Source organism: Hyunsoonleella sp. J2K-J805, from assembly GCF_057167125.1.
This window is the reverse complement of the sequence record NZ_CM169901.1, coordinates 1,671,000-1,697,698: the sequence shown is the minus strand read 5'-3', so window position 1 is coordinate 1,697,698 and position 26,699 is coordinate 1,671,000. Positions and strand designations below refer to the sequence as shown.

Annotated in this window: 32 protein-coding genes and 1 pseudogene; 26 read left to right on the top strand and 7 right to left on the bottom strand. The window is 34.9% G+C overall.

Features of this window, described 5'->3' with window-relative positions:
- The first annotated feature begins 3 nt into the window (after positions 1 to 3).
- From rpmC to AC1B0Z_RS07340, 24 genes are all read left to right on the top strand, one after another.
- A complete protein-coding gene (gene rpmC / locus AC1B0Z_RS07455; protein WP_483795272.1) occupies positions 4 to 192 on the top strand; it encodes a 50S ribosomal protein L29 in 189 nt (62 codons plus the stop codon).
- 11 nt (positions 193 to 203) lie between these two features.
- The gene (gene rpsQ, locus AC1B0Z_RS07450; RefSeq protein ID WP_483794982.1) at positions 204 to 461 is read left to right on the top strand and encodes a 30S ribosomal protein S17; all 258 of its coding nucleotides are present in this window, start codon (positions 204 to 206) and stop codon (positions 459 to 461) included.
- Positions 462 to 463: 2 nt separating this feature from the next.
- The gene (rplN, locus tag AC1B0Z_RS07445) at positions 464 to 832 is read left to right on the top strand and encodes a 50S ribosomal protein L14 (protein ID WP_130937892.1); all 369 of its coding nucleotides are present in this window, start codon (positions 464 to 466) and stop codon (positions 830 to 832) included.
- Positions 833 to 845: 13 nt separating this feature from the next.
- Positions 846 to 1,157, top strand: a complete 312-nt coding sequence (gene rplX / locus AC1B0Z_RS07440; RefSeq protein WP_483794981.1) for a 50S ribosomal protein L24 — start codon at positions 846 to 848, stop codon at positions 1,155 to 1,157.
- Between the two features lie 2 nt (positions 1,158 to 1,159).
- Positions 1,160 to 1,711 (top strand): 50S ribosomal protein L5, encoded by a 552-nt coding sequence (gene rplE, locus AC1B0Z_RS07435; protein WP_483794980.1) that lies wholly within the window; start codon positions 1,160 to 1,162, stop codon positions 1,709 to 1,711.
- Positions 1,712 to 1,714: 3 nt separating this feature from the next.
- Entirely contained in the window at positions 1,715 to 1,984 is a 270-nt protein-coding gene (gene rpsN, locus AC1B0Z_RS07430; protein WP_092579393.1) for a 30S ribosomal protein S14, read from the top strand.
- A 100-nt stretch (positions 1,985 to 2,084) separates the two neighbouring features.
- Complete coding sequence (gene rpsH, locus AC1B0Z_RS07425) at positions 2,085 to 2,483, top strand: 30S ribosomal protein S8 (RefSeq protein ID WP_130965052.1); 399 nt, start codon at positions 2,085 to 2,087, stop codon at positions 2,481 to 2,483.
- Between the two features lie 18 nt (positions 2,484 to 2,501).
- The gene (rplF, locus tag AC1B0Z_RS07420; protein ID WP_483794979.1) at positions 2,502 to 3,044 is read left to right on the top strand and encodes a 50S ribosomal protein L6; all 543 of its coding nucleotides are present in this window, start codon (positions 2,502 to 2,504) and stop codon (positions 3,042 to 3,044) included.
- Between the two features lie 10 nt (positions 3,045 to 3,054).
- Positions 3,055 to 3,411 carry a 50S ribosomal protein L18 gene (gene rplR, locus AC1B0Z_RS07415; RefSeq protein WP_483794978.1) on the top strand — a complete coding sequence of 119 codons (357 nt, stop codon included), beginning with the start codon at positions 3,055 to 3,057 and terminating at the stop codon, positions 3,409 to 3,411.
- 6 nt (positions 3,412 to 3,417) lie between these two features.
- Positions 3,418 to 3,942 carry a 30S ribosomal protein S5 gene (gene rpsE / locus AC1B0Z_RS07410; protein WP_483794977.1) on the top strand — a complete coding sequence of 175 codons (525 nt, stop codon included), beginning with the start codon at positions 3,418 to 3,420 and terminating at the stop codon, positions 3,940 to 3,942.
- Positions 3,943 to 3,954: 12 nt separating this feature from the next.
- The gene (gene rpmD / locus AC1B0Z_RS07405) at positions 3,955 to 4,134 is read left to right on the top strand and encodes a 50S ribosomal protein L30 (protein WP_130937899.1); all 180 of its coding nucleotides are present in this window, start codon (positions 3,955 to 3,957) and stop codon (positions 4,132 to 4,134) included.
- A gap of 16 nt (positions 4,135 to 4,150) precedes the next feature.
- A complete protein-coding gene (rplO, locus tag AC1B0Z_RS07400) occupies positions 4,151 to 4,603 on the top strand; it encodes a 50S ribosomal protein L15 (RefSeq protein ID WP_203258028.1) in 453 nt (150 codons plus the stop codon).
- A 14-nt stretch (positions 4,604 to 4,617) separates the two neighbouring features.
- Positions 4,618 to 5,970, top strand: coding sequence for a preprotein translocase subunit SecY (secY, locus tag AC1B0Z_RS07395; protein WP_483794976.1), 1,353 nt, complete (start codon positions 4,618 to 4,620; stop codon positions 5,968 to 5,970).
- Positions 5,971 to 5,980: 10 nt separating this feature from the next.
- Positions 5,981 to 6,196 (top strand): translation initiation factor IF-1, encoded by a 216-nt coding sequence (gene infA, locus AC1B0Z_RS07390; protein WP_007094967.1) that lies wholly within the window; start codon positions 5,981 to 5,983, stop codon positions 6,194 to 6,196.
- A gap of 54 nt (positions 6,197 to 6,250) precedes the next feature.
- The gene (gene ykgO / locus AC1B0Z_RS07385) at positions 6,251 to 6,367 is read left to right on the top strand and encodes a type B 50S ribosomal protein L36 (protein WP_013305171.1); all 117 of its coding nucleotides are present in this window, start codon (positions 6,251 to 6,253) and stop codon (positions 6,365 to 6,367) included.
- A gap of 126 nt (positions 6,368 to 6,493) precedes the next feature.
- The gene (gene rpsM / locus AC1B0Z_RS07380) at positions 6,494 to 6,868 is read left to right on the top strand and encodes a 30S ribosomal protein S13 (RefSeq protein ID WP_130965057.1); all 375 of its coding nucleotides are present in this window, start codon (positions 6,494 to 6,496) and stop codon (positions 6,866 to 6,868) included.
- A gap of 103 nt (positions 6,869 to 6,971) precedes the next feature.
- Positions 6,972 to 7,355: a 30S ribosomal protein S11 gene (rpsK, locus tag AC1B0Z_RS07375; protein ID WP_483794975.1), complete on the top strand. Its 384-nt coding sequence runs from the start codon at positions 6,972 to 6,974 to the stop codon at positions 7,353 to 7,355.
- A 185-nt stretch (positions 7,356 to 7,540) separates the two neighbouring features.
- Entirely contained in the window at positions 7,541 to 8,146 is a 606-nt protein-coding gene (rpsD, locus tag AC1B0Z_RS07370) for a 30S ribosomal protein S4 (RefSeq protein ID WP_130937904.1), read from the top strand.
- A gap of 99 nt (positions 8,147 to 8,245) precedes the next feature.
- On the top strand, positions 8,246 to 9,238 hold the full coding sequence (locus AC1B0Z_RS07365; protein WP_483794974.1) for a DNA-directed RNA polymerase subunit alpha: 993 nt from the start codon (positions 8,246 to 8,248) through the stop codon (positions 9,236 to 9,238).
- 124 nt (positions 9,239 to 9,362) lie between these two features.
- A complete protein-coding gene (gene rplQ / locus AC1B0Z_RS07360) occupies positions 9,363 to 9,836 on the top strand; it encodes a 50S ribosomal protein L17 (RefSeq protein WP_483794973.1) in 474 nt (157 codons plus the stop codon).
- Between the two features lie 231 nt (positions 9,837 to 10,067).
- On the top strand, positions 10,068 to 11,189 hold the full coding sequence (carA, locus tag AC1B0Z_RS07355) for a glutamine-hydrolyzing carbamoyl-phosphate synthase small subunit (RefSeq protein ID WP_483794972.1): 1,122 nt from the start codon (positions 10,068 to 10,070) through the stop codon (positions 11,187 to 11,189).
- Positions 11,190 to 11,476: 287 nt separating this feature from the next.
- Complete coding sequence (gene eno / locus AC1B0Z_RS07350; protein ID WP_483794971.1) at positions 11,477 to 12,769, top strand: phosphopyruvate hydratase; 1,293 nt, start codon at positions 11,477 to 11,479, stop codon at positions 12,767 to 12,769.
- 165 nt (positions 12,770 to 12,934) lie between these two features.
- Positions 12,935 to 14,221: a citrate synthase gene (locus AC1B0Z_RS07345; RefSeq protein WP_483794970.1), complete on the top strand. Its 1,287-nt coding sequence runs from the start codon at positions 12,935 to 12,937 to the stop codon at positions 14,219 to 14,221.
- Positions 14,222 to 14,378: 157 nt separating this feature from the next.
- Entirely contained in the window at positions 14,379 to 15,293 is a 915-nt protein-coding gene (locus AC1B0Z_RS07340; RefSeq protein WP_483794969.1) for a dimethylarginine dimethylaminohydrolase family protein, read from the top strand.
- Here the strand turns inward: AC1B0Z_RS07340 and AC1B0Z_RS07335 are convergent.
- A complete protein-coding gene (locus tag AC1B0Z_RS07335) occupies positions 15,279 to 16,055 on the bottom strand; it encodes an FkbM family methyltransferase (protein ID WP_483794968.1) in 777 nt (258 codons plus the stop codon). The two genes, AC1B0Z_RS07340 and AC1B0Z_RS07335, sit on opposite strands and share 15 nt — an antisense overlap.
- Before the next feature lie 162 nt (positions 16,056 to 16,217).
- On the opposite strand from AC1B0Z_RS07335, the gene ctlX reads away from it, so the two are divergent.
- Positions 16,218 to 17,153 carry a citrulline utilization hydrolase CtlX gene (ctlX, locus tag AC1B0Z_RS07330; RefSeq protein ID WP_483794967.1) on the top strand — a complete coding sequence of 312 codons (936 nt, stop codon included), beginning with the start codon at positions 16,218 to 16,220 and terminating at the stop codon, positions 17,151 to 17,153.
- A 23-nt stretch (positions 17,154 to 17,176) separates the two neighbouring features.
- On the opposite strand, the pseudogene AC1B0Z_RS07325 reads toward ctlX, so the two are convergent.
- The 4 genes and pseudogenes from AC1B0Z_RS07325 to AC1B0Z_RS07310 form a co-directional block, all read right to left on the bottom strand.
- A pseudogene (locus AC1B0Z_RS07325) lies at positions 17,177 to 17,416 on the bottom strand (CpcT/CpeT family chromophore lyase); the annotation flags it as partial.
- Positions 17,417 to 17,489: 73 nt separating this feature from the next.
- Entirely contained in the window at positions 17,490 to 17,666 is a 177-nt protein-coding gene (locus AC1B0Z_RS07320) for a CpcT/CpeT family chromophore lyase (protein ID WP_483794966.1), read from the bottom strand.
- Between the two features lie 131 nt (positions 17,667 to 17,797).
- On the bottom strand, positions 17,798 to 19,867 hold the full coding sequence (locus tag AC1B0Z_RS07315) for a tetratricopeptide repeat-containing sensor histidine kinase (RefSeq protein ID WP_483794965.1): 2,070 nt from the start codon (positions 19,865 to 19,867) through the stop codon (positions 17,798 to 17,800).
- A 308-nt stretch (positions 19,868 to 20,175) separates the two neighbouring features.
- Positions 20,176 to 21,291 carry a glycoside hydrolase family 53 protein gene (locus tag AC1B0Z_RS07310; RefSeq protein WP_483794964.1) on the bottom strand — a complete coding sequence of 372 codons (1,116 nt, stop codon included), beginning with the start codon at positions 21,289 to 21,291 and terminating at the stop codon, positions 20,176 to 20,178.
- 85 nt (positions 21,292 to 21,376) lie between these two features.
- Between AC1B0Z_RS07310 and argS the strand changes: the two genes are divergently transcribed.
- Positions 21,377 to 23,158: an arginine--tRNA ligase gene (gene argS / locus AC1B0Z_RS07305; protein WP_483794963.1), complete on the top strand. Its 1,782-nt coding sequence runs from the start codon at positions 21,377 to 21,379 to the stop codon at positions 23,156 to 23,158.
- A gap of 14 nt (positions 23,159 to 23,172) precedes the next feature.
- Here the strand turns inward: argS and AC1B0Z_RS07300 are convergent, their stop codons facing one another.
- A complete protein-coding gene (locus AC1B0Z_RS07300; protein ID WP_483794962.1) occupies positions 23,173 to 24,801 on the bottom strand; it encodes a DUF1501 domain-containing protein in 1,629 nt (542 codons plus the stop codon).
- Between the two features lie 11 nt (positions 24,802 to 24,812).
- Positions 24,813 to 26,471 carry a DUF1800 family protein gene (locus AC1B0Z_RS07295; protein WP_483794961.1) on the bottom strand — a complete coding sequence of 553 codons (1,659 nt, stop codon included), beginning with the start codon at positions 26,469 to 26,471 and terminating at the stop codon, positions 24,813 to 24,815.
- Positions 26,472 to 26,699: the final 228 nt, after the last annotated feature.

Sequence of the window (26,699 nt, the reverse complement as noted above, 5' to 3'; positions counted from 1 at the left end):
ATGATGAAACAATCAGAAGTTAAAGAATTATCAGTAGCCGAGTTACAAGAAAAACTTGGTGAAGTAAAAAAGAGCTATTCAGATCTTAAATTATCTCATGCAATATCTCCTTTAGAAAACCCAATTCAGTTACGTTCTCTAAGAAGAACTGTAGCAAGAATTGCAACTGAATTAACTAAAAGAGAACAATAATTCTGCTGAATATGGAAACAAGAAATTTAAGAAAAGAACGTATAGGAGTTGTTACAAGTAATAAGATGCAGAAATCTATTGTGGTTTCTGAGGTAAAAAAAGTAAAGCACCCTATGTATGGTAAGTTCGTACTTAAAACAAAAAAGTACGTAGCGCACGACGAAACAAACGACTGCAACGAAGGAGATACTGTTAGAATCATGGAAACAAGACCTATGAGTAAATCTAAATGTTGGAGATTAGTTGAAATAATTGAAAGAGCTAAGTAATTATGGTACAACAAGAATCAAGATTAAAAGTAGCTGATAATACTGGTGCAAAGGAAGTTTTAACTATCCGAGTACTAGGTGGTACTAAAAGAAGATACGCTTCTGTGGGAGACAAAATAGTTGTTTCTGTGAAAGATGCTACTCCTAATGGAAACATTAAAAAAGGAGCAGTTTCTACAGCAGTGGTTGTACGTACTGTAAAAGAAGTAAGACGTCCGGACGGATCTTATATTAGATTCGATGATAACGCTTGTGTATTATTAAACCCAACGGGTGAAATGAGAGGTACACGTGTTTTTGGACCTGTTGCTAGAGAGCTTCGTGATAAACAATTCATGAAAATTGTATCATTAGCGCCTGAGGTGCTTTAATACAGAAATTAAGATGGGAAAGCTTAAAATAAAAACTGGAGATACTGTAAAAGTAATTGCTGGAGACCATAAAGGATCTGAAGGTAAAGTTCAACAGGTATTTACAGATAAGAACAAAGCGATTGTTGAGGGTGTAAACATGGTGAAGAAACACACTAAACCAAGTGCACAGAATCCTCAAGGTGGAATCGTAGAAAAAGAAGCACCAATCAATGTGTCTAACTTGTCATTGTTAACTTCAAAAGGAGAAACAACTAGAGTTGGATATAAAATGGAAGGTGATAAGAAAGTGAGATTTTCAGTAAAATCTAATGAAGTAATATAGTTATGGCATATTCACCAAGACTTAAAGAAGAGTATAAAAGCAGAGTAATTGCAGCTCTTACAGACGAATTTGGATATAAAAATGTAATGCAAGTTCCTAAGCTACAAAAGATAGTTATATCTAAAGGTGTAGGAGCAGCGGTTGCAGACAAAAAGTTAATCGACCATGCAGTGGAAGAGTTAACTACTATATCTGGACAAAAAGCTATAGCTACAATGTCTAAAAAAGACGTTGCATCTTTTAAATTACGTAAAGGAATGCCAATTGGGGCAAAAGTAACTTTACGTGGTGAGAGAATGTATGAGTTTTTAGACCGTTTAGTAACTTCTGCACTTCCACGTGTTAGAGATTTCAACGGAATTAAGGCTACAGGTTTTGACGGAAGAGGTAACTACAATTTAGGTGTTACAGAACAAATTATATTCCCAGAGATTAACATTGATAAAGTGAACAAAATCTCAGGTATGGATATTACTTTTGTAACTTCTGCTGAAACTGACAAAGAAGCAAAATCATTATTAACTGAACTAGGGGTACCTTTTAAAAAGAACTAAGTTATGGCTAAAGAATCAATGAAAGCCCGTGAGGTAAAAAGAGCTAAAACAGTAGCAAAGTATGCTGAAAAACGTAAAGCTTTAAAAGAAGCTGGAGATTATGAAGCATTACAAAAGTTACCAAAAAATGCTTCTCCTATACGTCAGCATAATAGATGTAAACTAACTGGTAGACCTAAAGGTTACATGAGAACATTTGGTATTTCTCGTGTTACTTTTAGAGAAATGGCTAACCAAGGGTTAATCCCAGGTGTTAAGAAAGCATCTTGGTAGAAACGCGATTAATCGTGTTTGTACAAAAAACGAATTATAAATTGGTAGAAGGTTCAATCTGAAAGACAGAATTGAAAACCATTACCGTAAATTAATAAATATGTATTCAGATCCAATAGCGGATTATCTTACGAGAGTTAGAAATGCAATTAGAGCTAACCACAGAGTGGTAGAGATTCCTGCATCTAACTTAAAGAAAGACATCACTAAAATATTATTCGAGCAAGGATATATTTTAAGTTACAAGTTTGACGATTCAACTGTACAAGGTACTATCAAAATAGCACTTAAGTACAATAAAGAAACTAAAGAGCCTGTAATCAAGAAAATTCAACGTATTAGTACACCAGGTTTACGTAAGTATGCCGGTGCTAAAGAACTACCTAGAGTACTTAACGGTCTTGGTATTGCCATTGTTTCTACATCTCATGGTGTAATGACAGGTAAGCAAGCACAAAGAGATAATGTGGGTGGTGAAGTGTTATGTTACGTTTACTAATATTAAAGCCAGAAAGAAATGTCAAGAATAGGAAATAATCCAGTAGCCATTCCAGAAGGTGTAACAGTAGATGTTAAAGATGGCGTTGTAACTGTAAAAGGAAAATTAGGAGAACTAACTCAAAACTTTGATTCGATTGAAATTAAAGTAGAAGATGGTAGTGTTTGGGTAACAAGATCTTCTGATACTAAAGATCAAAAAGCAAAACATGGTTTGTATAGATCTTTAATGCACAACATGATTGAAGGTGTATCTAAAGGATGGACTAAAGAGTTAGAGCTTGTAGGTGTAGGATATAGAGCATCAAACCAAGGACAGAAATTAGATTTAGCTTTAGGGTTTTCTCATAACATTGTAATGAGCGTTGCTCCAGAAGTTAAAATTGAAACAATTTCTGAAAAAGGTAAAAACCCAATCGTTAAATTAACATCTCACGACAAACAATTAGTTGGTCAAGTAGCAGCTAAAATACGCAGTTTCCGTAAGCCAGAGCCTTACAAAGGAAAAGGAATCAAGTTTGTTGGTGAAGAATTAAGAAGAAAAGCAGGTAAATCAGCTTAATAATTGAGTTATGGCATTAACAAAGAATCAAAGAAGATTAAGAATAAAAAGCAGAATCCGTAAGGTTGTTTCTGGTACAGAGGCTAGACCTAGATTAGCTGTTTTTAGAAGTAATAAAGAGATCTATGCTCAAATAGTTGATGACGTTTCTGGTAAAACCTTAAGCGCCGCATCTTCAAGAGATAAAGACATAGCGAAAGCTAAAGGAAATAAAAGTGAAGTTGCTGCTTTAGTTGGTAAATCAATTGCAGAAAAAGCTTTGAAGGCAGGTATAGAAACGATCTCTTTTGATAGAGGTGGTTATTTATATCACGGCAGAGTAAAATCATTAGCCGAAGGTGCTAGAGAAGCAGGACTTAAATTCTAAGAAATTATGTATCAAAAATATAAAAGCGCAGAATTAGTAAAACCAGGTGGATTAGATCTTAAAGATCGTTTAGTTGGTGTGCAAAGAGTTACTAAAGTAACAAAAGGAGGTAGAGCATTCGGTTTTTCAGCAATCGTTGTTGTTGGAGATGAAAACGGAGTAGTAGGCCAAGGTTTAGGAAAATCTAAAGATGTAGCTAGTGCAATTGCAAAAGCTGTTGAGGATGCTAAGAAAAATCTTGTTCGTATTCCTATAAGAAAAGGAACGTTGCCTCATGAGCAAAAAGGTAAATATGGTGGTGCAAGAGTAAACATTATTCCTGCAGCTCCTGGTACTGGTGTAATTGCTGGTGGTGCTGTTAGAACCGTTCTTGAAGCAGTTGGTATACACGATGTGTTGTCAAAATCTCAAGGATCATCTAACCCTCATAACGTGGTAAAAGCAACGTTTGATGCTTTATTGCAATTAAGAGATGCAAACGCTATAGCAAAGGATAGAGGTATTTCACTTGAAAAAGTTTTTAACGCTTAATAACTATCAACGATGGGAAAAATTAAAGTAACAAAGGTTAAAAGCGCTATCAATCGTACGCAAAGACAAAAAAGAACTTTAGAAGCTTTAGGTCTTAAAAGGATTGGACAAGTAAAAGAGCATGAGGCTACACCAAATATTCTTGGTATGGTAGCAAAAGTTTCACATTTAGTTTCTGTTGAAGAGGCTTAACATATAATACTGAAAAATGAATTTAAGTAACTTACAACCGGCAAAAGGATCGGTAAAAACACAAGGCAAGCGAGTAGGTCGCGGACAAGGTTCAGGTAAAGGTGGTACTGCTACACGTGGTCACAAAGGAGCAAAGTCACGTTCAGGATATTCTAAGAAATTAGGATTTGAAGGTGGACAAATGCCATTACAAAGACGTGTACCAAAGTTTGGTTTCACTAATATTAACCGTGTAGAATATCAAGCTATCAACCTTGATACATTACAAGCGTTAGTAGATGATAAAAAAGTAAAAGATACTGTTGATTTTGAAACACTATTTTCAAATAGATTAGCTGGGAAAAACGACTTAGTTAAAATATTAGGAAGAGGTGAATTAAAAGCAAAATTAAAAGTATCTGCTCACAAGTTTTCTGCTTCAGCAAAAGCTGCAATTGAAGCTGCAGGAGGAGAAGCGATAACTTTATAAGATTACATTAACGTATGAAATTTATAGAATCAATAAAGAATGTTTGGAAGATTGAAGAACTGAGAAACAGAATCATCGTAACGTTGAGTTTGTTATTGGTTTATCGATTTGGTGCGCAAGTGGTGTTACCAGGTATTGATGCTTCACAACTAAGTGGTTTAGCTGATAGTACTGATGGAGGGTTATTAGGTTTACTTAACGCCTTTACAGGTGGCGCATTTGCTAATGCTTCTGTTTTCGCACTTGGTATCATGCCTTACATTTCGGCTTCTATTGTTGTACAGTTAATGGGTATTGCTATTCCTTATTTGCAAAAGCTACAAAAGGAAGGTGCTAGTGGTCAGAAGAAAATCACACAGATAACACGTTGGTTGACCATTGCTATTTGTTTGGTACAGGCACCAGGATATTTAGCAAGCTTGCCAGCTTTAGGCATTCCACAATCAGCTTTCCTATTAGGAACAGGTGGATTATTTTATTTCTCTTCTGTAATTATCTTAGTTACTGGATGTATTTTCGCTATGTGGTTAGGAGAGAAGATTACGGATAAAGGTATTGGTAATGGTATTTCACTTTTAATTATGGTGGGAATCATTGCAACTATGCCTCAGTCGTTTGTGCAAGAGTACGCTGCTAGAGTAACGGAATCTAACGGTGGATTAATTATGATTTTAATTGAACTAGTGGTTTGGTTTGTAATCATATTGGCCTCAGTAATGTTAGTAATGGCAGTAAGAAAAATAGCTGTACAGTATGCAAGAAGAACTGCTTCAGGTGGTTATGAAAGAGCTGCAGCTGGTGGATCTAGACAATATATACCTTTAAAGTTAAATGCATCGGGTGTAATGCCAATCATTTTTGCTCAGGCAATTATGTTTGTACCTGGATTAATAGGAGGATCATCTTTCTTAAAAGATACCGCAGCTGGTTTATGGATGCAGACTAACTTTTCTGATATTTTTGGATTTTGGTACAATGTAATTTTTGCTTTACTGATTATTGTGTTTACCTATTTCTATACCGCTATTACCGTGCCTACTAACAAAATGGCAGATGATTTAAAGCGCAGTGGTGGATTTATTCCAGGCATTCGTCCAGGTTCTGAAACATCAGAATATCTAGATAAAATTATGTCGCAAATCACCTTACCGGGTTCAATATTTTTAGCATTAATTGCAGTATTTCCGGCATTTATTGTGAAGCTTATGAACGTAACGCAAGGTTGGGCATTATTCTTTGGAGGTACATCATTACTAATTATGGTGGGTGTAGCGATTGATACTATGCAGCAAATCAATTCTTATTTGTTGAATAGACACTATGACGGCTTGATGAAAACTGGTAAAAACAGAAAAGCAGTAGCTTAATAAAGATATTATGGCAAAACAAGCAGCAATAGAACAAGATGGAACAATTATAGAAGCACTGTCAAATGCTATGTTCCGTGTTGAATTAGAAAATGGTCACATTGTGACTGCACATATTTCAGGTAAGATGCGTATGCACTATATCAAATTATTACCAGGAGATAAAGTAAAATTAGAAATGAGTCCTTACGATTTAACTAAGGCTCGTATAACTTATAGATACTAAATTAACGTGGTGGCGAGGTTCTCGAAACCACAGTTAATTAAAAAACAAAGAAAGATGAAAGTAAGAGCATCAGTTAAAAAGAGAAGTGCGGATTGCAAGATTGTGCGCAGAAAAGGAAGACTTTACGTGATAAACAAAAAGAATCCTAGATTTAAACAAAGACAAGGTTAAAAAATAAAGTCATTAGTTTTTTAGACGTTAGATGAATCTGTTCGAAATCGAAAGGTTTAGGATTCTAACAACTAAAAGCTAACATTTAGCCCGAGGAAGCTCGAGGGGACAAAAACTAAAAACAATATGGCAAGAATTGCAGGTGTAGACATACCAAAACAAAAAAGAGGAGTTATCTCTTTAACTTATATCTACGGAATAGGTAAAAGTAGAGCACAAGAAATTTTAGCAACGGCTAAGGTTGATGAAAGCACTAAAGTACAAGATTGGACAGACGACGAAATCGGAGCTATCCGTGAGGCTGTTGGATCTTACACTATTGAGGGTGAGTTACGTTCTGAAACACAATTGAACATTAAGCGTTTAATGGACATCGGATGTTACAGAGGTATTCGTCATAGAGCTGGTCTTCCATTAAGGGGACAACGCACTAAAAACAACTCTAGAACAAGAAAAGGTAGAAGAAAAACTGTTGCTAACAAGAAAAAAGCAACTAAATAATAATTAGACATTAGTCATTAGTGTTTAGACGTTAGATGAATCTGTTCGAAATCGAAAGGTTTAGGATTCTAACAACTAAAGCTAACAACTAGAACAAAAGAATATGGCAAAGTCAAGTACAAAAAAACGTAAAGTAATAGTAGATGCTGTTGGAGAAGCGCACGTAACAGCGTCTTTCAATAACATCATCATTTCATTAACCAATAAGAAAGGAGATGTAATCTCTTGGTCTTCAGCTGGTAAAATGGGATTTAGAGGATCTAAGAAAAACACACCTTATGCTGCGCAATTAGCTGCTGAAGATGCTGCTGGTGTAGCCTTAGAAGCTGGATTGAAAAAAGTAAAAATGTACGTAAAAGGTCCTGGAAATGGTAGAGAATCTGCTATTCGTTCTATCCATAATGCTGGTATTGAAGTAACGGAAATCATTGATGTAACTCCACTACCACATAACGGATGTCGTCCACCAAAACGTAGAAGAGTTTAAGCGCTATTTGATAGTGTTTATCATAAGAAAAATTAATATCGTCTGATGGTCAGATGATATTAATTTTTTGCATAAATTTGCACACCGAAAAAATAAACAATTAACAAGTATCAACGAGAGGTTAACGGTTATCGAAGGATAAGATTAAGACCTTAATTCATAACTACTCTCAAAAACAATTAAAAATGGCAAGATATACTGGTCCTAAAACAAAAATCGCACGTAAATTCGGCGAAGCTATCTTCGGAGAAGATAAATCATTTGAAAAAAGAAATTACCCTCCAGGGCAACACGGAAACAACAGAAGACGTGGTAAAAAATCTGAGTATGCTATCCAATTAGCAGAAAAGCAAAAAGCAAAATACACTTATGGTATTTTAGAGCGTCAATTTAGAGGCTTGTTTAAAAAAGCAAGAGCTGCTCAAGGAATTACTGGTGAAGTATTATTACAATTATGTGAATCTCGCTTAGATAACGTAGTTTACAGAATGGGTGTTTCTCCTTCAAGAAGCGGCGCACGTCAATTAGTATCTCACAGACACATCACTGTTAACGGTGAAATCGTTAACATTCCTTCTTACCAATTAAAAGCGGGAGATGTTGTTGCAGTAAGAGAAAAATCAAAATCACTTGAAGCTATTGATAGATCATTATCAAACTCAAGTCACGTTTACGAATGGATTACTTGGAATAACGATACGAAGTCTGGTACTTACGTGTCTGTTCCTGCTAGAATCCAAATTCCAGAAAATATCAACGAGCAATTCATCGTCGAATTATATTCTAAATAATAAATTAACAACATTGGTATTTGGCCAAAGGGTTTATTCGTACTTCTTCAAACTTATAAACCGCGCAACCAAATAACAATTAAAACGAAGAACAACAATATGGCAGTATTTAATTTTCAGAAGCCCGACAAAGTAATCATGATCGATTCTACTGATTTCGAAGGAAAATTCGAATTCAGACCTTTAGAACCTGGCTATGGTTTAACTGTGGGTAATGCATTAAGAAGAGTATTATTATCTTCATTAGAAGGATTTGCAATCACATCAGTAAGAATCGAAGGTGTTGACCACGAGTTTTCTACAATTGCTGGCGTAGTTGAAGATGTAACCGAAATCATTTTGAACTTAAAGCAAGTACGTTTTAAGAGACAAATAGAAGATATCGATAATGAGTCTATCTCAATTTCAATTTCTGGACAAGAACAAATATTGGCTGGAGATTTCCAAAAGTTTATTTCAGGATTCCAAGTATTAAATTCAGAGTTAGTTATCTGTAATTTAGATCCTAAAGTGAGCATCAATATGGAAATCACTATAGAAAAAGGTAGAGGTTATGTACCAGCAGAAGAAAACAAAAAGCCTTCCGCACCAATGGGAACTATCTTTACAGATTCTATCTACACACCAATTAAAAATGTAAAATATAGCATTGAAAACTACCGTGTAGAGCAAAAAACAGATTACGAAAAGTTAGTTTTTGAAATCATTACTGATGGTTCAATAACACCACAGGATGCGTTAACTGAAGCTGCTAAAACCTTAATTCACCACTTCATGTTATTCTCTGATGAGCGTATTACTTTAGAAGCTGATGAAATTGCGCAAACAGAAACTTATGATGAAGAATCACTTCACATGAGACAGTTGCTGAAAACAAAGCTTATCGATATGGATTTATCCGTGCGTGCGCTTAACTGTTTAAAAGCTGCAGAGGTAGATACTTTAGGAGACTTGGTATCATTCAACAAAAACGATTTAATGAAGTTCCGTAACTTCGGTAAGAAATCTTTAACTGAGCTTGAAGAGCTTGTACACGTTAAAGGATTGAATTTCGGAATGGACTTAAGCAAATATAAATTAGACAAAGATTAAAACTTAGACCTGCGAGGTTTCCAAAACCTTGTAGGTCTTTTTTTGATAAATTAAATAAATAACTCCTCTATAATTTGCTCCTCAAAAGAGTTTGGTAGCAAGATAGAAGTTTAAAACAAAAGTCATGAGACACGGAAAAAAATTCAACCACTTAGGAAGACAAACAGCTCACAGAAAAGCAATGTTAGCAAATATGGCTTGTTCTTTAATAGAGCACAAACGTATTAATACAACTGTAGCTAAGGCGAAGGCCTTAAAGAAATTTGTGGAACCTTTAGTAACCAAATCTAAGGAAGATACAACGCACAATAGACGTATCGTTTTTAGTAAGCTAAGACAAAAAGAAGCTGTAACTGAGTTATTCAGAGATGTTGCAACTAAAGTTGGAGACAGACCAGGTGGTTACACAAGAATTATCAAATTGGGTAATCGTCTTGGAGATAATGCAGACATGGCAATGATTGAGCTCGTAGATTACAACGAAATTTACAACGCTGGTAAAAAAGCTAAGAAAACTACTAGAAGAAGTAGAAGAGGGGGTAGTAAACCAGCTGTTGCAGTTCCAGTTGAAACTAATGCATCAAACGAAGAAGAATAAATGTTAATAAGCATTTAATATATAAAGGATAAACTATTTTTAGTTTATCCTTTTTTTTTGGAATTTTGCGATGCACTGAGCTTAGTAGAAGTGTAAAACTTTTGGCGTTACCCTCTTATGGTCGGGTCGGGCTTTCGGGAGTCGCTCTCTCCTTTGTCGAGAGCTTCAACAAATCCTCAATCCCTGCCTGCCGGTAGGCAGGCCTAACGCGGAATAAAACAACGGAATTAAATGAAATATCAAAAGAAACAAAATGCCATCATTCTACTTGCAGATGGTACAATTTTTTATGGAAAAGCAGTAGGAGGAAAGCAGGGAACCGCTTTTGGTGAAGTTTGTTTTAATACGGGAATGACAGGGTATCAAGAGATTTTTACCGACCCTTCGTATTACGGACAACTAATGGTAGCAACAAATGCTCATATAGGAAACTACGGAACCAACGAAGATGAAGTAGAATCAGATTATATAAAAATAGCAGGTTTAATCGTAAAGAATTTCAGTTACGAATATTCGCGTCACGCAGCTGATGGTTCCTTGGAAGATTTTCTAAATAAGAATAACCTCCTAGCTATTTCGGATGTAGATACAAGAGCTCTGGTAAGTTACATCAGGGAGCATGGTGCTATGAATGCCGTTATTTCTACTGAAGTAGATAACATTGAAGGCTTAAAAAAGCAATTGGCAGAAGTACCAAGTATGGAAGGTTTAGAACTTTCCTCTAAAGTATCAACTAAAGAACCTTATTATTTTGGCGATAAAAATGCGAGCTACAAAGTTGCGGCACTAGATTTAGGTATTAAGAAGAACATCTTAAGAAATATTGCGCGTAGGGATTGTTATATAAAAGTATTCCCTTACAATGCAAAGTTTGAAGATTTGGAAGCCTTTGAACCAGATGGGTATTTCTTATCAAATGGTCCTGGAGATCCGGAACCTTTGGTTGAGGCACAAGTCGTGGCCAAAGAAATCATAAAAAGAGACTTACCGTTATTCGGTATTTGTCTAGGGCATCAGGTAATTGCTATTGCCAACGGGGTTTCTACTTATAAAATGTATAATGGGCACAGAGGTATCAACCATCCAGTGAAAAACTTAATCACAGGTAAGGGAGAAATCACCTCCCAAAACCATGGTTTTGCTGTAAATAGAGAAGAGACAGAAGCTAATGCTGATTTAGAGATAACGCATGTGCACCTTAATGATGATACGGTTGCAGGATTAGCTATGAAAAACAAAAATGTATTTTCAGTGCAATACCATCCAGAGGCGAGTCCTGGTCCACACGATTCAGAATATTTGTTCGACCAGTTTGTTGAAAATATTAAGAAAAGTAAATTGACAACAGCTTAAGCAGAATTGAAGTGTGCTGTTGGGATGACCACAGTTAGCGGATAGGTGCGTTAGGGATTGAAGAGGAAAGCCCACAACCCGACGCAGGAGGTGCGAGGACTTGTAACGGAAAGCCCGACCCTTTAGGGTAACGCCCAAATAATAGTAACATTTGGTTTTTAAAACGTTAAAAATGATTACTAAAACGTTATCGTTTTCTTTTTATCATTTTATGATAAAAGCCAGTTAATTAAACAAGATTAAGCATTAAATTTGCTGAGATTTAAAAGATTAAAAACAAACCAATTATGAGTATAATAGTTAGCGTACACGCAAGACAAATTTTAGATTCAAGAGGTAACCCAACGGTAGAGGTTGATGTAATTACCGAGAATGGAGTGTTAGGTAGAGCTGCAGTGCCATCTGGAGCATCAACAGGAGAACACGAAGCAGTAGAACTTAGAGACGGTGGAGATACTTACATGGGTAAAGGTGTTTTAAAAGCAGTTGAAAATGTAAATACTACCATAGCTGAAGAGCTGCTAGGTGTTTCAGTTTTTGAACAAAATTTAATAGATCAATTAATGATTGATTTAGATGGTACGCCAAATAAATCAAAGTTAGGAGCAAATGCTATTCTAGGTGTATCTTTAGCTGCCGCAAAAGCTGCTGCCAACGAATTGAATATGCCTTTATATCGCTATGTGGGAGGTGTTTCTGCAAATACATTACCGTTACCAATGATGAATATCATTAACGGTGGCTCTCATAGTGATGCACCTATTGCGTTTCAAGAGTTTATGATTATGCCAGTAAAGGCTAAGAACTTTACGCACGCAATGCAAATGGGAACTGAGATTTTCCATCATTTGAAAAAAGTATTGCATGATAGAAATCTAAGTACTGCTGTAGGAGATGAAGGTGGATTTGCACCAACGCTTGATGGTACTGAAGATGCTATTGAAACTATTGGTAAAGCTGTAGAAAATGCAGGATACAAATTTGGAGACGAAGTTAAAATAGCGTTAGATTGTGCATCAGCGGAGTTTTATGAAGATGGAAAATACAATTACGCGAAGTTTGAAGGAGATAAAGGTATGGTTAGAACCTCAAAAGAGCAAGCTGAGTATTTAGCAGAATTGGCCAATAAATACCCAATCATATCTATTGAAGATGGTATGGACGAAAATGATTGGGAAGGTACCAAATACTTAACCGAGTTAGTTGGAGATAGAGTACAGCTAGTTGGTGATGACTTATTTGTAACTAATGTAGAGCGTTTAGCAAGAGGTATCGAAGAAGGTATTGCCAATTCAATTTTAATTAAAGTAAACCAAATCGGTTCTTTAACAGAAACTATCGCAGCTGTAAATATGGCTCATAATGCCGGTTATACATCTGTTATGTCTCACCGTTCTGGAGAAACTGAAGATAATACAATTGCTGATTTGGCGGTGGCATTAAATACCGGACAAATTAAAACTGGTTCTGCATCTCGTTCAGATCGTATGGCTAAATACAACCAATTACTTCGTATAGAAGAAGAGCTTGGTTCTGTAGCGTATTTTCCAGGGGAAAACGCTTTTAAAGTGAAGCAATAAGAAGTATATAAATTTTCTAATGAAAAGCGGTGATTTTTTTAAAATCATCGCTTTTTTTTTATCAATTTTGGTGATATCCCAATTTACAAAACCTTTACCTGTACACTTCTTAAATCAACGGATATTTCGTAATTTAGCAATCCAATAAAAATAAACTAAAAATATATGTCAGATACGGCTATTCTAGATGTTAATGGAGAAAAATATGAGTTTCCTATAGTTAAGGGGACTGAGAACGAAGTTGCAATTGATATTTCTAAATTAAGAGCAAGTACGGGAGGTGTAATTACTTTAGATTCTGGTTATAAGAATACAGGTTCATGCCAAAGTGCAATTACTTTCTTAGATGGAGAAAAGGGAGTTTTAAGATATAGGGGATATTCAATCGAAGAATTAGCCGAAAAAGCAGATTTTTTAGAGGTAGCTTATTTATTGATTTTTGGAGAGTTGCCAACTAAAGAACAAAATGATAAATTTCACGATGACATTAAAGCCGAATCTGCAGTAGATGAAGATATAAAGAAAATATTAGATGCTTTTCCTAAAGCCGCACATCCAATGGGTGTAATTTCTTCATTAACAAGTGCTTTAACGGCGTTTAACCCTTCTTCAGTTAATGTTGATTCTGAAGAAGATATGTATAAGTCTGTAATAAGAATATTGGGTAAAATGCCTGTTTTAGTAGCTTGGACGATGCGAAAAAAGCAAGGTCAGCCCCTAGATTATGGTGATAATTCTCTAGGCTATGTTGAAAATCTTTTAAAAATGATGTTTTCAAGACCAAACAGCTGCTATGTACAAAACCCAATTTTAGTTGATGCCTTGGATAAGTTGTTGATATTACATGCTGATCATGAGCAAAACTGTTCTACTTCTACAGTAAGAATTACAGGGTCTTCTCATGCAGGTTTATTTGCATCACTTTCCGCTGGAATATCAGCGCTCTGGGGACCGCTTCATGGAGGAGCTAACCAAGCAGTACTAGAAATGCTAGAGGCTATTCAAGAAGATGGAGGCGATACTAAAAAGTATATGGCCAAAGCAAAGGATAAAAATGATCCATTTAGATTAATGGGATTTGGTCATCGTGTGTACAAGAATTTTGATCCACGTGCTAAAATTATAAAAAAGGCAGCGGATCAAGTTTTACATGATTTAGGAGTTGAAGATCCTATTTTAGAAATAGCAAAAGGATTAGAAAAGGAAGCTTTAGAAGATCAATATTTTGTGGATAGAAAATTATATCCTAATGTAGATTTCTACTCTGGAATTATTTATCGTGCTATGGGTATTCCTATTGAAATGTTTACTGTTATGTTTGCAATTGGTCGTTTACCTGGTTGGATAGCACAATGGAGGGAAATGCGTTTACGTAAAGAGCCTATTGGTAGACCAAGACAACTTTATATTGGAGAAACTAAAAGAGATTTTATTCCAATTAACAAAAGATAGATTTATTGTTTTTTTAAATAATTATCAAGCTTCATGTGTTTTTCATGAAGCTTTTCTTTTTTAACCCTGTTCTTTTTAAGAATAACATAAAGTAAGTCGTTTAAATTCTTAATTTTGCTTTTTTAAAAAGGAGCTAGCTTCAGTAATAAAAAAGGATATGATACAATTAAATGTTAAAAATGAAACGTCTAGATTGCGTTCTGTAATTTTAGGAACAGCTGAAAGCAATGGCCCTGTTCCAAAAATAGAAGATTGTTATGATCCTAAAAGTATCGAGCACATAAAAGCGGGTACATATCCAAAGGAAGCGGATATGATCAATGAGATGAATGCTGTTTTAAGGGTTTTCGATAAGTACGATGTGGAGATTTACAGACCAGAAATAATAAAGGACTGTAATCAAATATTTTCACGAGATATTGCTTTTGTAATAGATGATATAATGATAGAGGCTAATATTTTACCACATCGTGAAGAAGAGGTTCATGCCATTGATTATATATGGAATCAAGTAGCAGAAGATAAGCGTATTATTCTTCCTGAAGAATGTCATGTAGAAGGCGGGGATGTAATGCCTTGGAACGATTACCTTTTTATGGGTACATACTCAGGTAAGGATTATCCTGATTTAATTACGGCACGAACAAATCTTCAAGCTGTAAGTGCCATCCAAGATTTGTTCCCTAATAAAAAAGTGAAATCCTTTGAACTTAGAAAATCGAATGCAGATGCGCGTAACAACGCATTACATTTAGATTGTTGTTTCAATCCTTTAGGAAAGGGCAAAGCAATAATACATAAAAACGGATTTTTAATTGACAGTGAATACGAATGGTTATTGAATTTCTTTGGAAAGGAAAACGTTTTTGAAATTACCAAAGATGAGATGTATCACATGTATAGCAATGTATTTTCAATTTCAGAAGATGTTATTATTTCTGAGCAAAATTTTACAAGATTAAATACATGGTTGCGTCAACAAGGATTCATTGTTGAAGAAGTGCCTTATGCAGAAATTGGGAAACAAGAAGGGCTACTGCGCTGTACCACTTTGCCGTTATTTCGAGATTAAAATATACCAATCATCAAATAAGGAATGCTCTGTATGTAATCTTCGATAACCATTTGAGGTCAACAGCTTATATATTTTATCTCGTATCTCAGTGTAATTATGTTCAACTGTAATAACTCTAAATTTGTATTTCTTGAAGTTAAGACTATTTAAAATGATATACTCGCTTCCTTCTGTATCTATAGATAAATAATCAATTACTTCTGGGGCATTATATTTCAATAATAAATCATTTAATGAAATAGTCTTAACAGTATATTGGTTTCCAGTATTTCTGTTTTGTGAATGATAATCTTCATCACCGAAACCTACAATCGTAGATAGGGTTGAACTATCGGATTCTTGGAATTCAAGAGTCTCTCCGGTTTTGTGCCAAACACAATCTTTTTCAATTGGTCCAATTCTATTTTTCTCTAGTGCTTCATGCCAACATTTGGCTGGTTCTGCGAGAATACCTTTCCAACTGAACTCTTTTTCCAAAAGAAAAGTATTGCTCATTGAAATGCCATCTGTAGCTCCAAACTCAATAAAAAAACCATTGGCTTTAAAGTTCAATTCAGATAAAACAAACAAATCTTGTTTAATCTGAGACTTGGATTTGGCTCTATAATTAACATACTTAGCACCAATCTCAGCGGGATATTTTAAAATGAAATTATATTCTTTTGATGTCTGTTGGTCTTTTAACAGACTATTTAATGTTTGTTGTTTTATTATACTATAATTAAAAAGATTAAAGATTTTTTTTATAATTTTTTTCATTCTAGAAAATAAGTCAGGCTTAGCAAAATCAAGAACTTAAAGCTCTATAGTTTTAAAGGGACTAAGTTACCAGAATTTTTATTATGACTCTAATTAAAATTTTGGTAAAACAGCGTAGTACTAATTTAAAAATAAGATAATTTAGCCAAAAACTAAAATCATATGCCACAGACAACAAACACTATATTAATGGTACGTCCTGTTAATTTCAGGATGAATGAACAAACTGTGGTAAACAACTATTACCAGCACGAGGTAGAGGGGGTTTTGCCAGAAACTGTCAATACAAAGGCGCAGAGAGAGTTTGATACTTATGTAGAAAAGCTTCGTAGTATTGGCGTAGACGTAATTGTGGTGAATGATAGAATTGAAACGGATACTCCTGATTCAATTTTCCCAAATAATTGGGTGTCTTTTCATGAAAATGGAGATGTAGGTTTATATCCTATGTTTGCTAAAAATCGTCGTTTAGAACGACGAGAGGATATTTTAGATACTATAGAGTCTAAAGGTTTTAAAATTAATAATATTATAGATTATACTAGTGCCGAAGAGGAAAACATATTTTTAGAGGGTACGGGCAGTGTTATTTTAGATCGCGTAAATAAAAAAGCGTACTGCGCTTTGTCTCCAAGAGCTAATGAAGATTTGTTTATTGAGTTTTGTGAGGATTTTGAATATTTTCCAATTGTATTTATCGCAAATCAAACGGTGGATGGAGCTCGTAGGCCTATTTACCATACCAATGTGATGATGTGTATTGCGGAGACTTTTGCCGTGATTTGCTTAAGTAGTATAGATGACAAAAAAGAAAGAAAAAATATTATTAAACATTTAAAATCGAGCGGTAAGGAAATTATAGATATTACCGAGAAACAAGTCTCAAATTTTGCAGGCAATATGTTGCAGGTAAGTGGATATAAAGATGAATTGTATTTGATTATGAGTCAATCGGCTTACGATACATTAACCAAAGCCCAAATAAGTACCATTGAAAAACACTGTAAAATTATGTCAAGCTCTTTGGAAACTATAGAAACCTGTGGAGGAGGTAGTGCCCGGTGTATGATGGCTGAGGTGTTTTTACCAAAGGTTTAATCTAATTTTTTAAAGATATAACCTCATTTTTTAGCACACCAAATGTGTTTCCCTTCTGCGTCAAAACCTCTGTCCCAAGACATAATTTTGTCCTGAAACATTTCTACTTCGTTTGTAGCATAGGATGCGCCGTACAATGTGCTTTCGCATGTTTTCTCCCCGGTTGCTCCTAAAAAATACGCGTTATTTTTTCGTTTTAGTAGCACTTCACAGCCTGTTAGTGGTGTGATGTTTTCCAATGGAAGTGTTGTCAAAAGCTTTTTGAATTTTCCATTTCCATATCCAAAAGGGAATCATGTTTGATCGTATATGTCTCAGAACTAAAAGCGTTATCGTTTAATCTTGATACCTGATAGATGAGTTGTCATAGGGTTTGTTTTGTCTAGTGTTCAATGCCTGTTCTACATACAAATAATAGCCCTTCCCTTTCCAAATAGGATACATGTGTAGTGAGATATTAAAATATGTAGAATCTATTTTTGCTTGGTCTTCAGAATTAAAAGAACCTTGCATCACTTTAAATAGTACGATGAGTTCGCTGTCTTTATTTGGTTTATTTTGTCATGCATAAAAACTTGCGATGGTCAGTATTAACAATAAAACTATAGACATTGTTATGTGGTTTGCATTAAGATATTAAAATTTTAATCACCATTGGGTTTGGTTTTAGGCAACTGAACATAAAACGTACTTCCAATATTAATAGTGCTTTCTACCCAAATTTTTCCACCGTTAAGTTCTACTAATTCTTTACAAATGGAAAGTCCAAGACCTGTGCCTTTTTCATTGTTGGTGCCAATTGTAGAATAAGTATTGCTTTTAAAGAGTTTTTCTAAATTATGTTGTGGAATTCCAATCCCAGTATCTGCAATGCTTATAATGCAACTACCATTGCTTATATGGTTTGATACCGTAATTTTATCTCCTTTTTTAGAAAATTTTAAGGCATTTGCCAGAAGGTTTTGAATTACAATCTCGATCATACTTCTATCTGCATAGGCAAAATCCCGAAGGGAATGGTCCACAAGTTCGATGCCCTTACTTTCCAAACGTTGCTCCACAAGTTTTATCTTCTCTTCAAACACTTCTTGGATGTCAAACAAACTTGGGCTTGGTTTAAGCGATTGCATTTGAGATTTAGACCAGTTTAGCAAATTGAACAAGAGCAGCGAAGCGTTATTGGCATTTTCACTCAATTCTGGTATTAAGTTATCAAATTCCTCTCTTGATAAAGAGCCGTCCTTTAGCAAATCGATAAACCCATTAATTGAAGAGAGAGAATCTTTTAAATCATGTGAAACAATAGAAAACAATTTGTCCTTTACGTTATTAACGTTTTCCAAGTGTTGAGTTTGCTCAACAAATGCTTCATTTTGCAGTTGTATTTTAAGATTTTTTTCTTCAAGCTCTTGTGCATATTTTAAGCTGTTGTTTCGTTTCAAATAGATTAAAACTAGAAACATACATACGATAGCAAGAATACCTAAAAGAACATAGAAGAAGAGTTTGAACTTGCGAAGTTTATCTTCTTGTTCCGGATCAATCGATATGTTTGTACTAGGTTTTAGATTAGTGTTTTTCTTATCAAAATTAAGACTTAAATCGGTTGCGGCAACCTCAGGAATTTTTGAAACAGATGGTTTTCCGTTGGATTTGCTAATGCTATCTTTCAAACTGTAATAGCGACGCTGCCAAACGAAAGCCCTATCAAACCGTCTAGTTGTAGAATCTAGAGCTTTCATCAAACCATAATATTTTAACAGCTCGTCCGTATCATTTAATTTTTTTGCCAGAGCCCCTGCTTCAAATAATTGTTGCTCCGCTGTGCGCAGTCGTCCTTGATTTAAATTAAGTTTTCCAAGGTTGTTTAATGTAGTTACTAAGTTTGTCTCGTTTTTATTCCTTCTGTTAAGCGTTAGGCCTCGTATCAAATACTTTGCGGCAGTATCATAGTCGTTAAATTCTAAATACTCTCCCCCCAATTTTGGCAGGATATTACTTCTGACAGAGTCGGTCTTCCCTTCAACGCTATTTAATACTTTTTCATAAAATTCAATGGCCTTTCTATGCTCCTTGGATTTTGAATATAACTCTGCCAACAGTAAACTAGAATTGCTAACCCCTGTTGAATCATTTAATCGCTCTTGTATGTCAAGGGCTTTCAAATTATACTCTATGGATTTATCGACAGCGTTTAATTTGTAATATGCTTTTCCAAGACTTGCATATGCTGAACGCAATTCGGGATTTAAACCTCTGCGTTCTAATTCTTGTATTGCCGACAATGAATATTGAAGGCCTTTACTGAAGTTACCGCGCTCCATTTCAATTAAACCTATGCTATTATTAACTTTTGCAATGTTGAGAGTATCTTTAAGTTTATTGAATAGCCCTTTAGCCCTTGTGTAGCCATCCATGGCGTTAATGTAATCATCCTTTTCAGCATAAATCAGTGCCTTATAATATGTAATTTTAGCGATACCTAGTTCATAATTGATGTCAGATGAAAGCTTGTCGCTCAATTTTATGTATTGCATTGCACGTTCAAAATCTTTAGTTTCGTACAGTAGGTCAATTATTTTAAGAGAAGTATCAACTTTGAGGGAATCATTGGTTTCAAAACCTAAAGCTATAGATAGACTGTCCAGTTCTCTGGTTTGCGTAAAACCAAAAAATACATGAAAAAACAAAACGAGAGTAATAATTCTCCTCATACAGCGCCTAATTATAGCTTTTTACAAAGCCATTATCAAAAGAAGCTTGGTTGAGGGAGATCAAGGGGTTCTTTGGGGTGTTATAAAAATTCAATTCTTTGTTAATAATAGCTTCGGCAAACAAAAGTTGCAAAAAGCCTTTTTATATTCTAATTTATAGGTTTTTCTACCAAAAAATTAGATAAAAAGCGAGGTGTTTTTTTTGAAAAAATCGACGAATAGATTAAGTGCAGAAAACATAGAAAAACGGTACTTTTATCCATGAAATATAAGCCGTCATTTTGGTTAAGTCGACGTTGTAAGAATTTTTAGTTTCTTCCATAAATATCAAAAACTGGTAACGCCCTATGGTTAAAGTCGAAAATGCATTGGTTTTCCCACGCACTTCCCTGTGTAGATGTACTAGAATTACCTTCAAGTGCAACCCAATCAGGTGCCCAATAGCAAAACCCAATACCTCTGCTATCAGGGATTTTTTTTATAGTGTCTACCAGCCATTCTACATATGCTTTTTGCCCTTCTGGAGTTGCTGGAAATTCTCTTAGTATTTGGCTATCATCTCCAATATAATTCGTGCTGTTATCTCGCCAATCTAAAGAAAAAGGATATGCCACTTCCACCAATAGTATATCCTTTTTAAAATTTAGTGCTAATTGGTTTAATTTAAGTTGTACAAGGTTTAAATCTTTTATCTGGAATTGAGGATAATAAGATAATCCAATGATATCAAAATCAATGCGGTAAGGCGCTAACTTATTGAAAAAAAATACGGCGTTTTCCACGCTGGAATGGTGTAACATTATTTTTTGATTTGGATTTACTTCTCTTACCGCCCTTACAGCTTCTTTTACTAAAGCAACGTAGTTGCCCCAGTTGTTGTCAAATTCATTCCAAACTTTACCAAAGTCCCATAAAAATCCGCTGTCAGTTTCGTTTCCTATTTGTACAATCTCTGGTAAAGTATTCTGACTTTTAAGTGCTTCTAGGGTGTTTTTAGTATAGTTGAATATCGCTTCTCTAAGTTCTACTTGCGTCATGTTTTTCCATGCTTCAGGAGGATTTTGCTTTCCAGGATCAGCCCAATAATCGCTATAATGAAAATTTAATAAAAGGGATATATTATGGTCTTTAACCCGTTTTGCATAAGCCTTAACATCCGCTAAACTGTTTTGCCCATCTTTTGGTGTGTGCCATAATTTTAAACGAACCAAATTAGTGCCATTATCAGCAACAAAAGGAAGTAGGTCTACAGGGGTACCTTCTGCATCTCTATAAATCACATCATATTGTTCCAGCTCTGATTGAAAAGATAAATCCATCCCTTTATAGAATGTTTTCTCAGGAACACTCTCTGTATTTTCAGTATCGTCACTGCAACTAAAGAAAAGAGAGAGAATTAGTAGAATGATGACTTGTTTTTTCATAAACCGAATATAAATATTTCAAAAGTATAACGCTGTTAAACTTGATTTAAAAATTCTATCTTTGCCCACCTATTAAAGCGCAAAAATGAGTCTTCAAAATATATTATCAAACCATGTAAAACAATCTATTTCAGCGACATATGAGATAGATCTTGAATCTGTTGAGTTTCAAGCTACACGAAAGGAATTTGCAGGAGATATTACCGTGGTTATTTTTCCAATGTTACGTTTTATAAAAGGAAACCCAGTGCAAATTGGCGAAAACATTGGAAATTATTTAGTTAATAATGTTAATGAGGTGAAAGGCTTTAATGTGGTAAAAGGCTTTCTAAATATTGAAATTAATGATGTTTATTATTTAAATTTCTTTGAAAGCATTAAGGATGAAGAAAATTATGGCTTTGCAATGCCAAAAGAAGATGATAAGGCCATTATGGTAGAATATTCATCTCCCAATACCAACAAACCATTGCATTTGGGGCATATACGAAATAACCTTTTAGGATATAGTGTTGCTGAAATTTTAAAGGCCTCAGGAAAAAAGGTATACAAAACCCAGATTATTAATGACAGAGGTATCCATATTTGTAAAAGCATGCTAGCTTGGAAACGTTTTGGAAATAACGAAACACCTGAAAGTACTGGTTTAAAAGGTGATAAACTAGTTGGGAATTACTATGTGAAGTTTGACCAAGAGTACAAAAAAGAAATAGAGAAGTTAGTAGAGCATGGACAGACAGAAGATGGTGCAAAAAAAAATGCGCCAATTTTATTAGAAGCTCAAGACATGCTTCGCAAATGGGAAGCTGGAGATAAAGAAACTGTGGCACTTTGGAAAAAGATGAACAGTTGGGTATATGATGGTTTTGATGAAACTTACAAAAATTTGGGTGTTGATTTTGATACGTTGTATTATGAAAGTAATACCTATTTACTAGGGAAGGAATTTGTAGCTGAAGGCCTTAAATCTGGAGTATTTTATAAAGAGGCAGATGGTTCGGTTTGGTGTGATTTGACAGATGAAGGCCTTGATAAAAAAATAGTCTTAAGGGCTGATGGAACAGCGGTTTACATGACACAAGATATAGGTACTGCTATACAACGGGTAAAAGACTATCCTGATGTTGGAGGTATGGTGTATACTGTAGGAAATGAGCAAGACTATCATTTTAAGGTGTTGTTCTTAATTCTGAAAAAATTAGGGTTCGATTGGGCCAAAAACCTCCATCATTTAAGTTACGGTATGGTAGATTTACCTAGTGGAAAAATGAAAAGTAGAGAAGGAACGGTTGTGGATGCCGATGACTTGATAGTTGAAATGGCAACCACAGCAGAAGAGATTTCAGAAGAATTAGGTAAGCTTGATGGTTATTCTGGAGAAAAAAAACAACAACTTTATAAAACTATTGGTTTAGGAGCTCTTAAATACTACATTTTAAAAGTTGATCCAAAAAAACGTATTCTTTTTGACCCGAAGGAGTCTATCGATTTTCAAGGAAATACTGGACCATTTATTCAATATACCTATGCAAGGATTCAGTCTATTTTAAGAAAAGCACGCATAAAAATGTTAGAGCCAATAGATTCAAGCTTATCCCTTCATATCAAGGAAAGAGAACTCATCAAGCAAATACAATTATTCCCAGAAGTTATTCAAAATGCTGCGGAACAACACAGTCCAGCGTTAATTGCAAATTACACTTACGATTTGGTAAAGGAGTTTAATTCCTTCTATCAAAATGTTTCTATTTTGGGAGCAGATAACGATAACGAAAAACGTTTTAGGGTTCATTTATCAAACACAGTCGCCAATACTATAAAAAATGCGTTTCGTGTGTTGGGTATCGATGTCCCAGATCGAATGTAGTTAACAGAAAAGTATTATAGCTTTAATAGTTTATGAATTTCTTGAGTATTGCCAGTTTTAATAGAGCAAAAGTATACACCAGAGCTCAAATATTTTAAATTTAAGGTGAGCTTTCCGTGTATTAGATTATCAGTTCTATTCATTATTTCAACACCTGAAGCATTAAATAGTTTGTAGCTAACTTGAGTATTTTCATTTACGCTTGCAAAGTTGATGCTTTCGGTAAAGGGGTTTGGATAAATCAACCAATCTCTTTCGGCTTTTAATTGCTCTTCAGTGCTAAGACTTTGATAGCAATCGCTAGTTAGCGGGTTTTTCAAAATCTCGGGAAGTTTTAAATTGGTAAAACTATCATTGACGGTATGGTTGAAAAAAGTATTATCAATAACAGCATTTTGAGCACCTAAAAAATCTTGTAAAAGTGTGGTAAACGTTTGTCTGTAGTCATACTGCACCGTTTCTATTTGGTAATTATTGCTGCTTGTAGCTTCTGTTAAATCTGGATTTGTTCCGGAAACACCGCCTGCAACAGGTTTACCAAAGACAAACATTGGGGCAATTTCACCATGGTCTGTCCCTAGGTTGCCATTTTCGGCCGCTTTTCTTCCAAATTCAGAAAAAGTGACACCTACAATATCATCGGACAGATTTTGGCTGTCCATATCATCGACAAAGGCTTTAATAGCTCCAGACAATTCGTCAAGTAAAGGATAATGCCTTCCTAAAACATCTCCAGGAGCTTGTACTTGGGCATTATGAGTGTCGAAACCGGAAATACGTACCAAAAACACCTTTGACCCTATGTCTCCACTAATTAATCTGGCCACAGTTTTTAATTGATTTGCCAAATCAGTATCTGGATAAGTAACATTGTTTTGTCCAGAGTTAAATGAATTGGAGATAGCCTCTGCATAGGTGTTTGAAAGCGAGTCGGTGTTATTCAAGAACCTAATTTGGTCTCCATAATCAGAATCGGGAATATTTGCTGGTGGCGCACCGCCTAGTCCATTTAAGATATTGTAAAATCCAGCTGGATCTTGTCCTGTAATGTTAAGCGACATGCCATGAGCTTCTTCACCATGAAAACCCAGTGAAGTTTTATTGGAGCCAATTTCAACAGCTAATGGATAAGTCTCTAATAGAAAATCTTCATAAAACTGTTCCATAAATCGACCAATCCACCCGGTTTCAGCCCCGTTAAGCGTGCTATTGCCATCGTTTCCGCTATGGTATAAATCGGTAGATTTAAAATGACTTTTGTTTTGTGATGGATATCCAACCGATTGCAGGATTCGTAAAAACCCTGAGTCGTAAAGAGATTTAAATCCAGTAAGTACGGGGTGTAATCCTATTTGTTGGTTATCCGCCAAAGTGGTATCAAGGGTGATGTATTTATTTGTACCGCTTTCAGGTACTTTTATCGTTGGCCTTAAAGTACTGTAGGTGCCATATTGATTTAGAGGAACAATTGTGTTTAATCCGTCATTAGCACCTGCTAAATTCACTAAAACCAATTTTCTGTTTGAAATATTGGGGCACGAAGCATAAGGTAAAACCGATTTTAACGTAGCCTGCAATTCAAATGGTGTTAAACCAATGACGGATGCAGTCGCTGAGAGTTTTAAAAATTTTCTTCTTTTCATAATTTGAGTTCTTACATCAATTGAAACTCTGCCGCATTTACCATAGCGATAATTAGCGCGTCCAATCTTGTCTTTACTGTGGTTTTATCGTCTTCACTTTTTGTGTTCAGGTACTGGTTCCAGGCTCCTGTCCAATAATAGTCGTTAGCATCTTCGATAAGGAAAGCTTTAAAGTAATTTTTCCTGTCGTCGTCGACAGCTTCAGGATACAGCAACTCAGCAATCTTAACTACTAAACTATTCGGGTCTAATGCATCAGTAGTATTTATTTTGTTTTCCACAAAAGCAACGGTATCAAGAAGGGCATAGATATTGGCATTTGGAGTTATGGTATTTCGTCCGATGATCAAACTTTCTATTAATTTATATCTTCCTATTAATGTATTGGATGAAAACCAAATCCTATCAAAACTTGGTTCTTGGTAATAGGCAGGATATCCAGCAACGGAATCTGGATTATATATTTCCATTCCGGCAGCCTTAAAATACGTATTGTGAATAAATTTATGGTAGAAATTATTATAGTATCTTAAAGGGTTACTTGTTGGGTCTGGGATGTTGACCTCAAACATGCTGCATATTTCAGATAATAATTGAAGCGGACTTTTAATGATAGCACCAATTATGTTATCAGAGGTGTCATCATCATCCATGTCATAAAAATGTTGGCTAGATAGAAGGGTCTTTACAACAGGAAGTATCTCAAAGTCATTACTTATAAGTTCTTGTGCCAAAGGTTCGATAATCTCAGTCTCAACAGTAGCATTCCATGAGCTTTTTACAAAGTAGCGGTATAGTTTTCTGCAGTAGGCTTTTGCTGTTTCGGGTTGTGAAAACACCATATCAACAAACTCATGTAATTCATCAAAAATTCCACTGGCAGTATTTCTTCCTGTAATTATCTGATTATTAAAAGCGGTACTAAATATTTTATCATCGGCATTATGCTGGTTAACGTTAATATATCCCATGGGTAAAGCCGTATCTGTATCTATATCGCCATTGCGGTCATACGTTTTCTTAAAACCAGAAAACACTTTTGCCGCTTGTTGAATATCTGTCTCAGTATAGTTAGTATAGTTGTTTTCTCCAATTTGTTCACCTTTAAGAATAGTAAATAATTCTAGGTATTCCCTCGCATAATTCTCATTGGGGTTATTTTTATTGTTTTTTGTGTTGTCTAAATAATCCAACATCCCATTATCTAGGGTGATTTTTTTTGCCAAGGTTTTAATGTTGCCTAATGCATAAAAATCTAATAGTTTAATATGATCATAAAAAAAAGGAGATAAGCCAATCCCTGAATCTTTGCCAACTGTAAAGCAGGTATGTAAAAAGAATGATAATTTATGTTTTAAACTTACTTCGTTTAGCGCGTTGTACCACCACCAAGCTGTAATATGCGATCTTTTTCTGCCTTGTCCATCAAACACGTTTGGATGTTCTGTAGAGGATAACCAGAAGCCATCGGGAGATGATTGTGGTAACGGGTCATAAGGTTCTATTAGTTTATTACTTGGGTCTGAGGTTAGGATATTCAATGCATTTGTAGCAGTCATGTTCGATAAAATATCCAGTTGCTCTTTTGTGTAATTAAAAGTAGCTCTTCTAAGTAAGTGCTTTGCTCTTCTTAGCCCTAAAGTTTCACCTAACGGAGTTAATGATGCCATTTATTTTTTTCAATTTTCTGAAAATTAGGCAATTATCAATTCAAATAAAAAAAAATTTAGATAAACTATCATCCTGCTTTTGGAGTTGATATAGTTTTTGTTTTTTTCACTTATAATGCCATTAGAAAAATCTTTCAAAAATGACTTAAGATTGTTGTTTAACTTATTTTTTGTTGAAATAATCCAAATCAAAATTAAACATAAATATATTTTGTTTAACTTTATCGC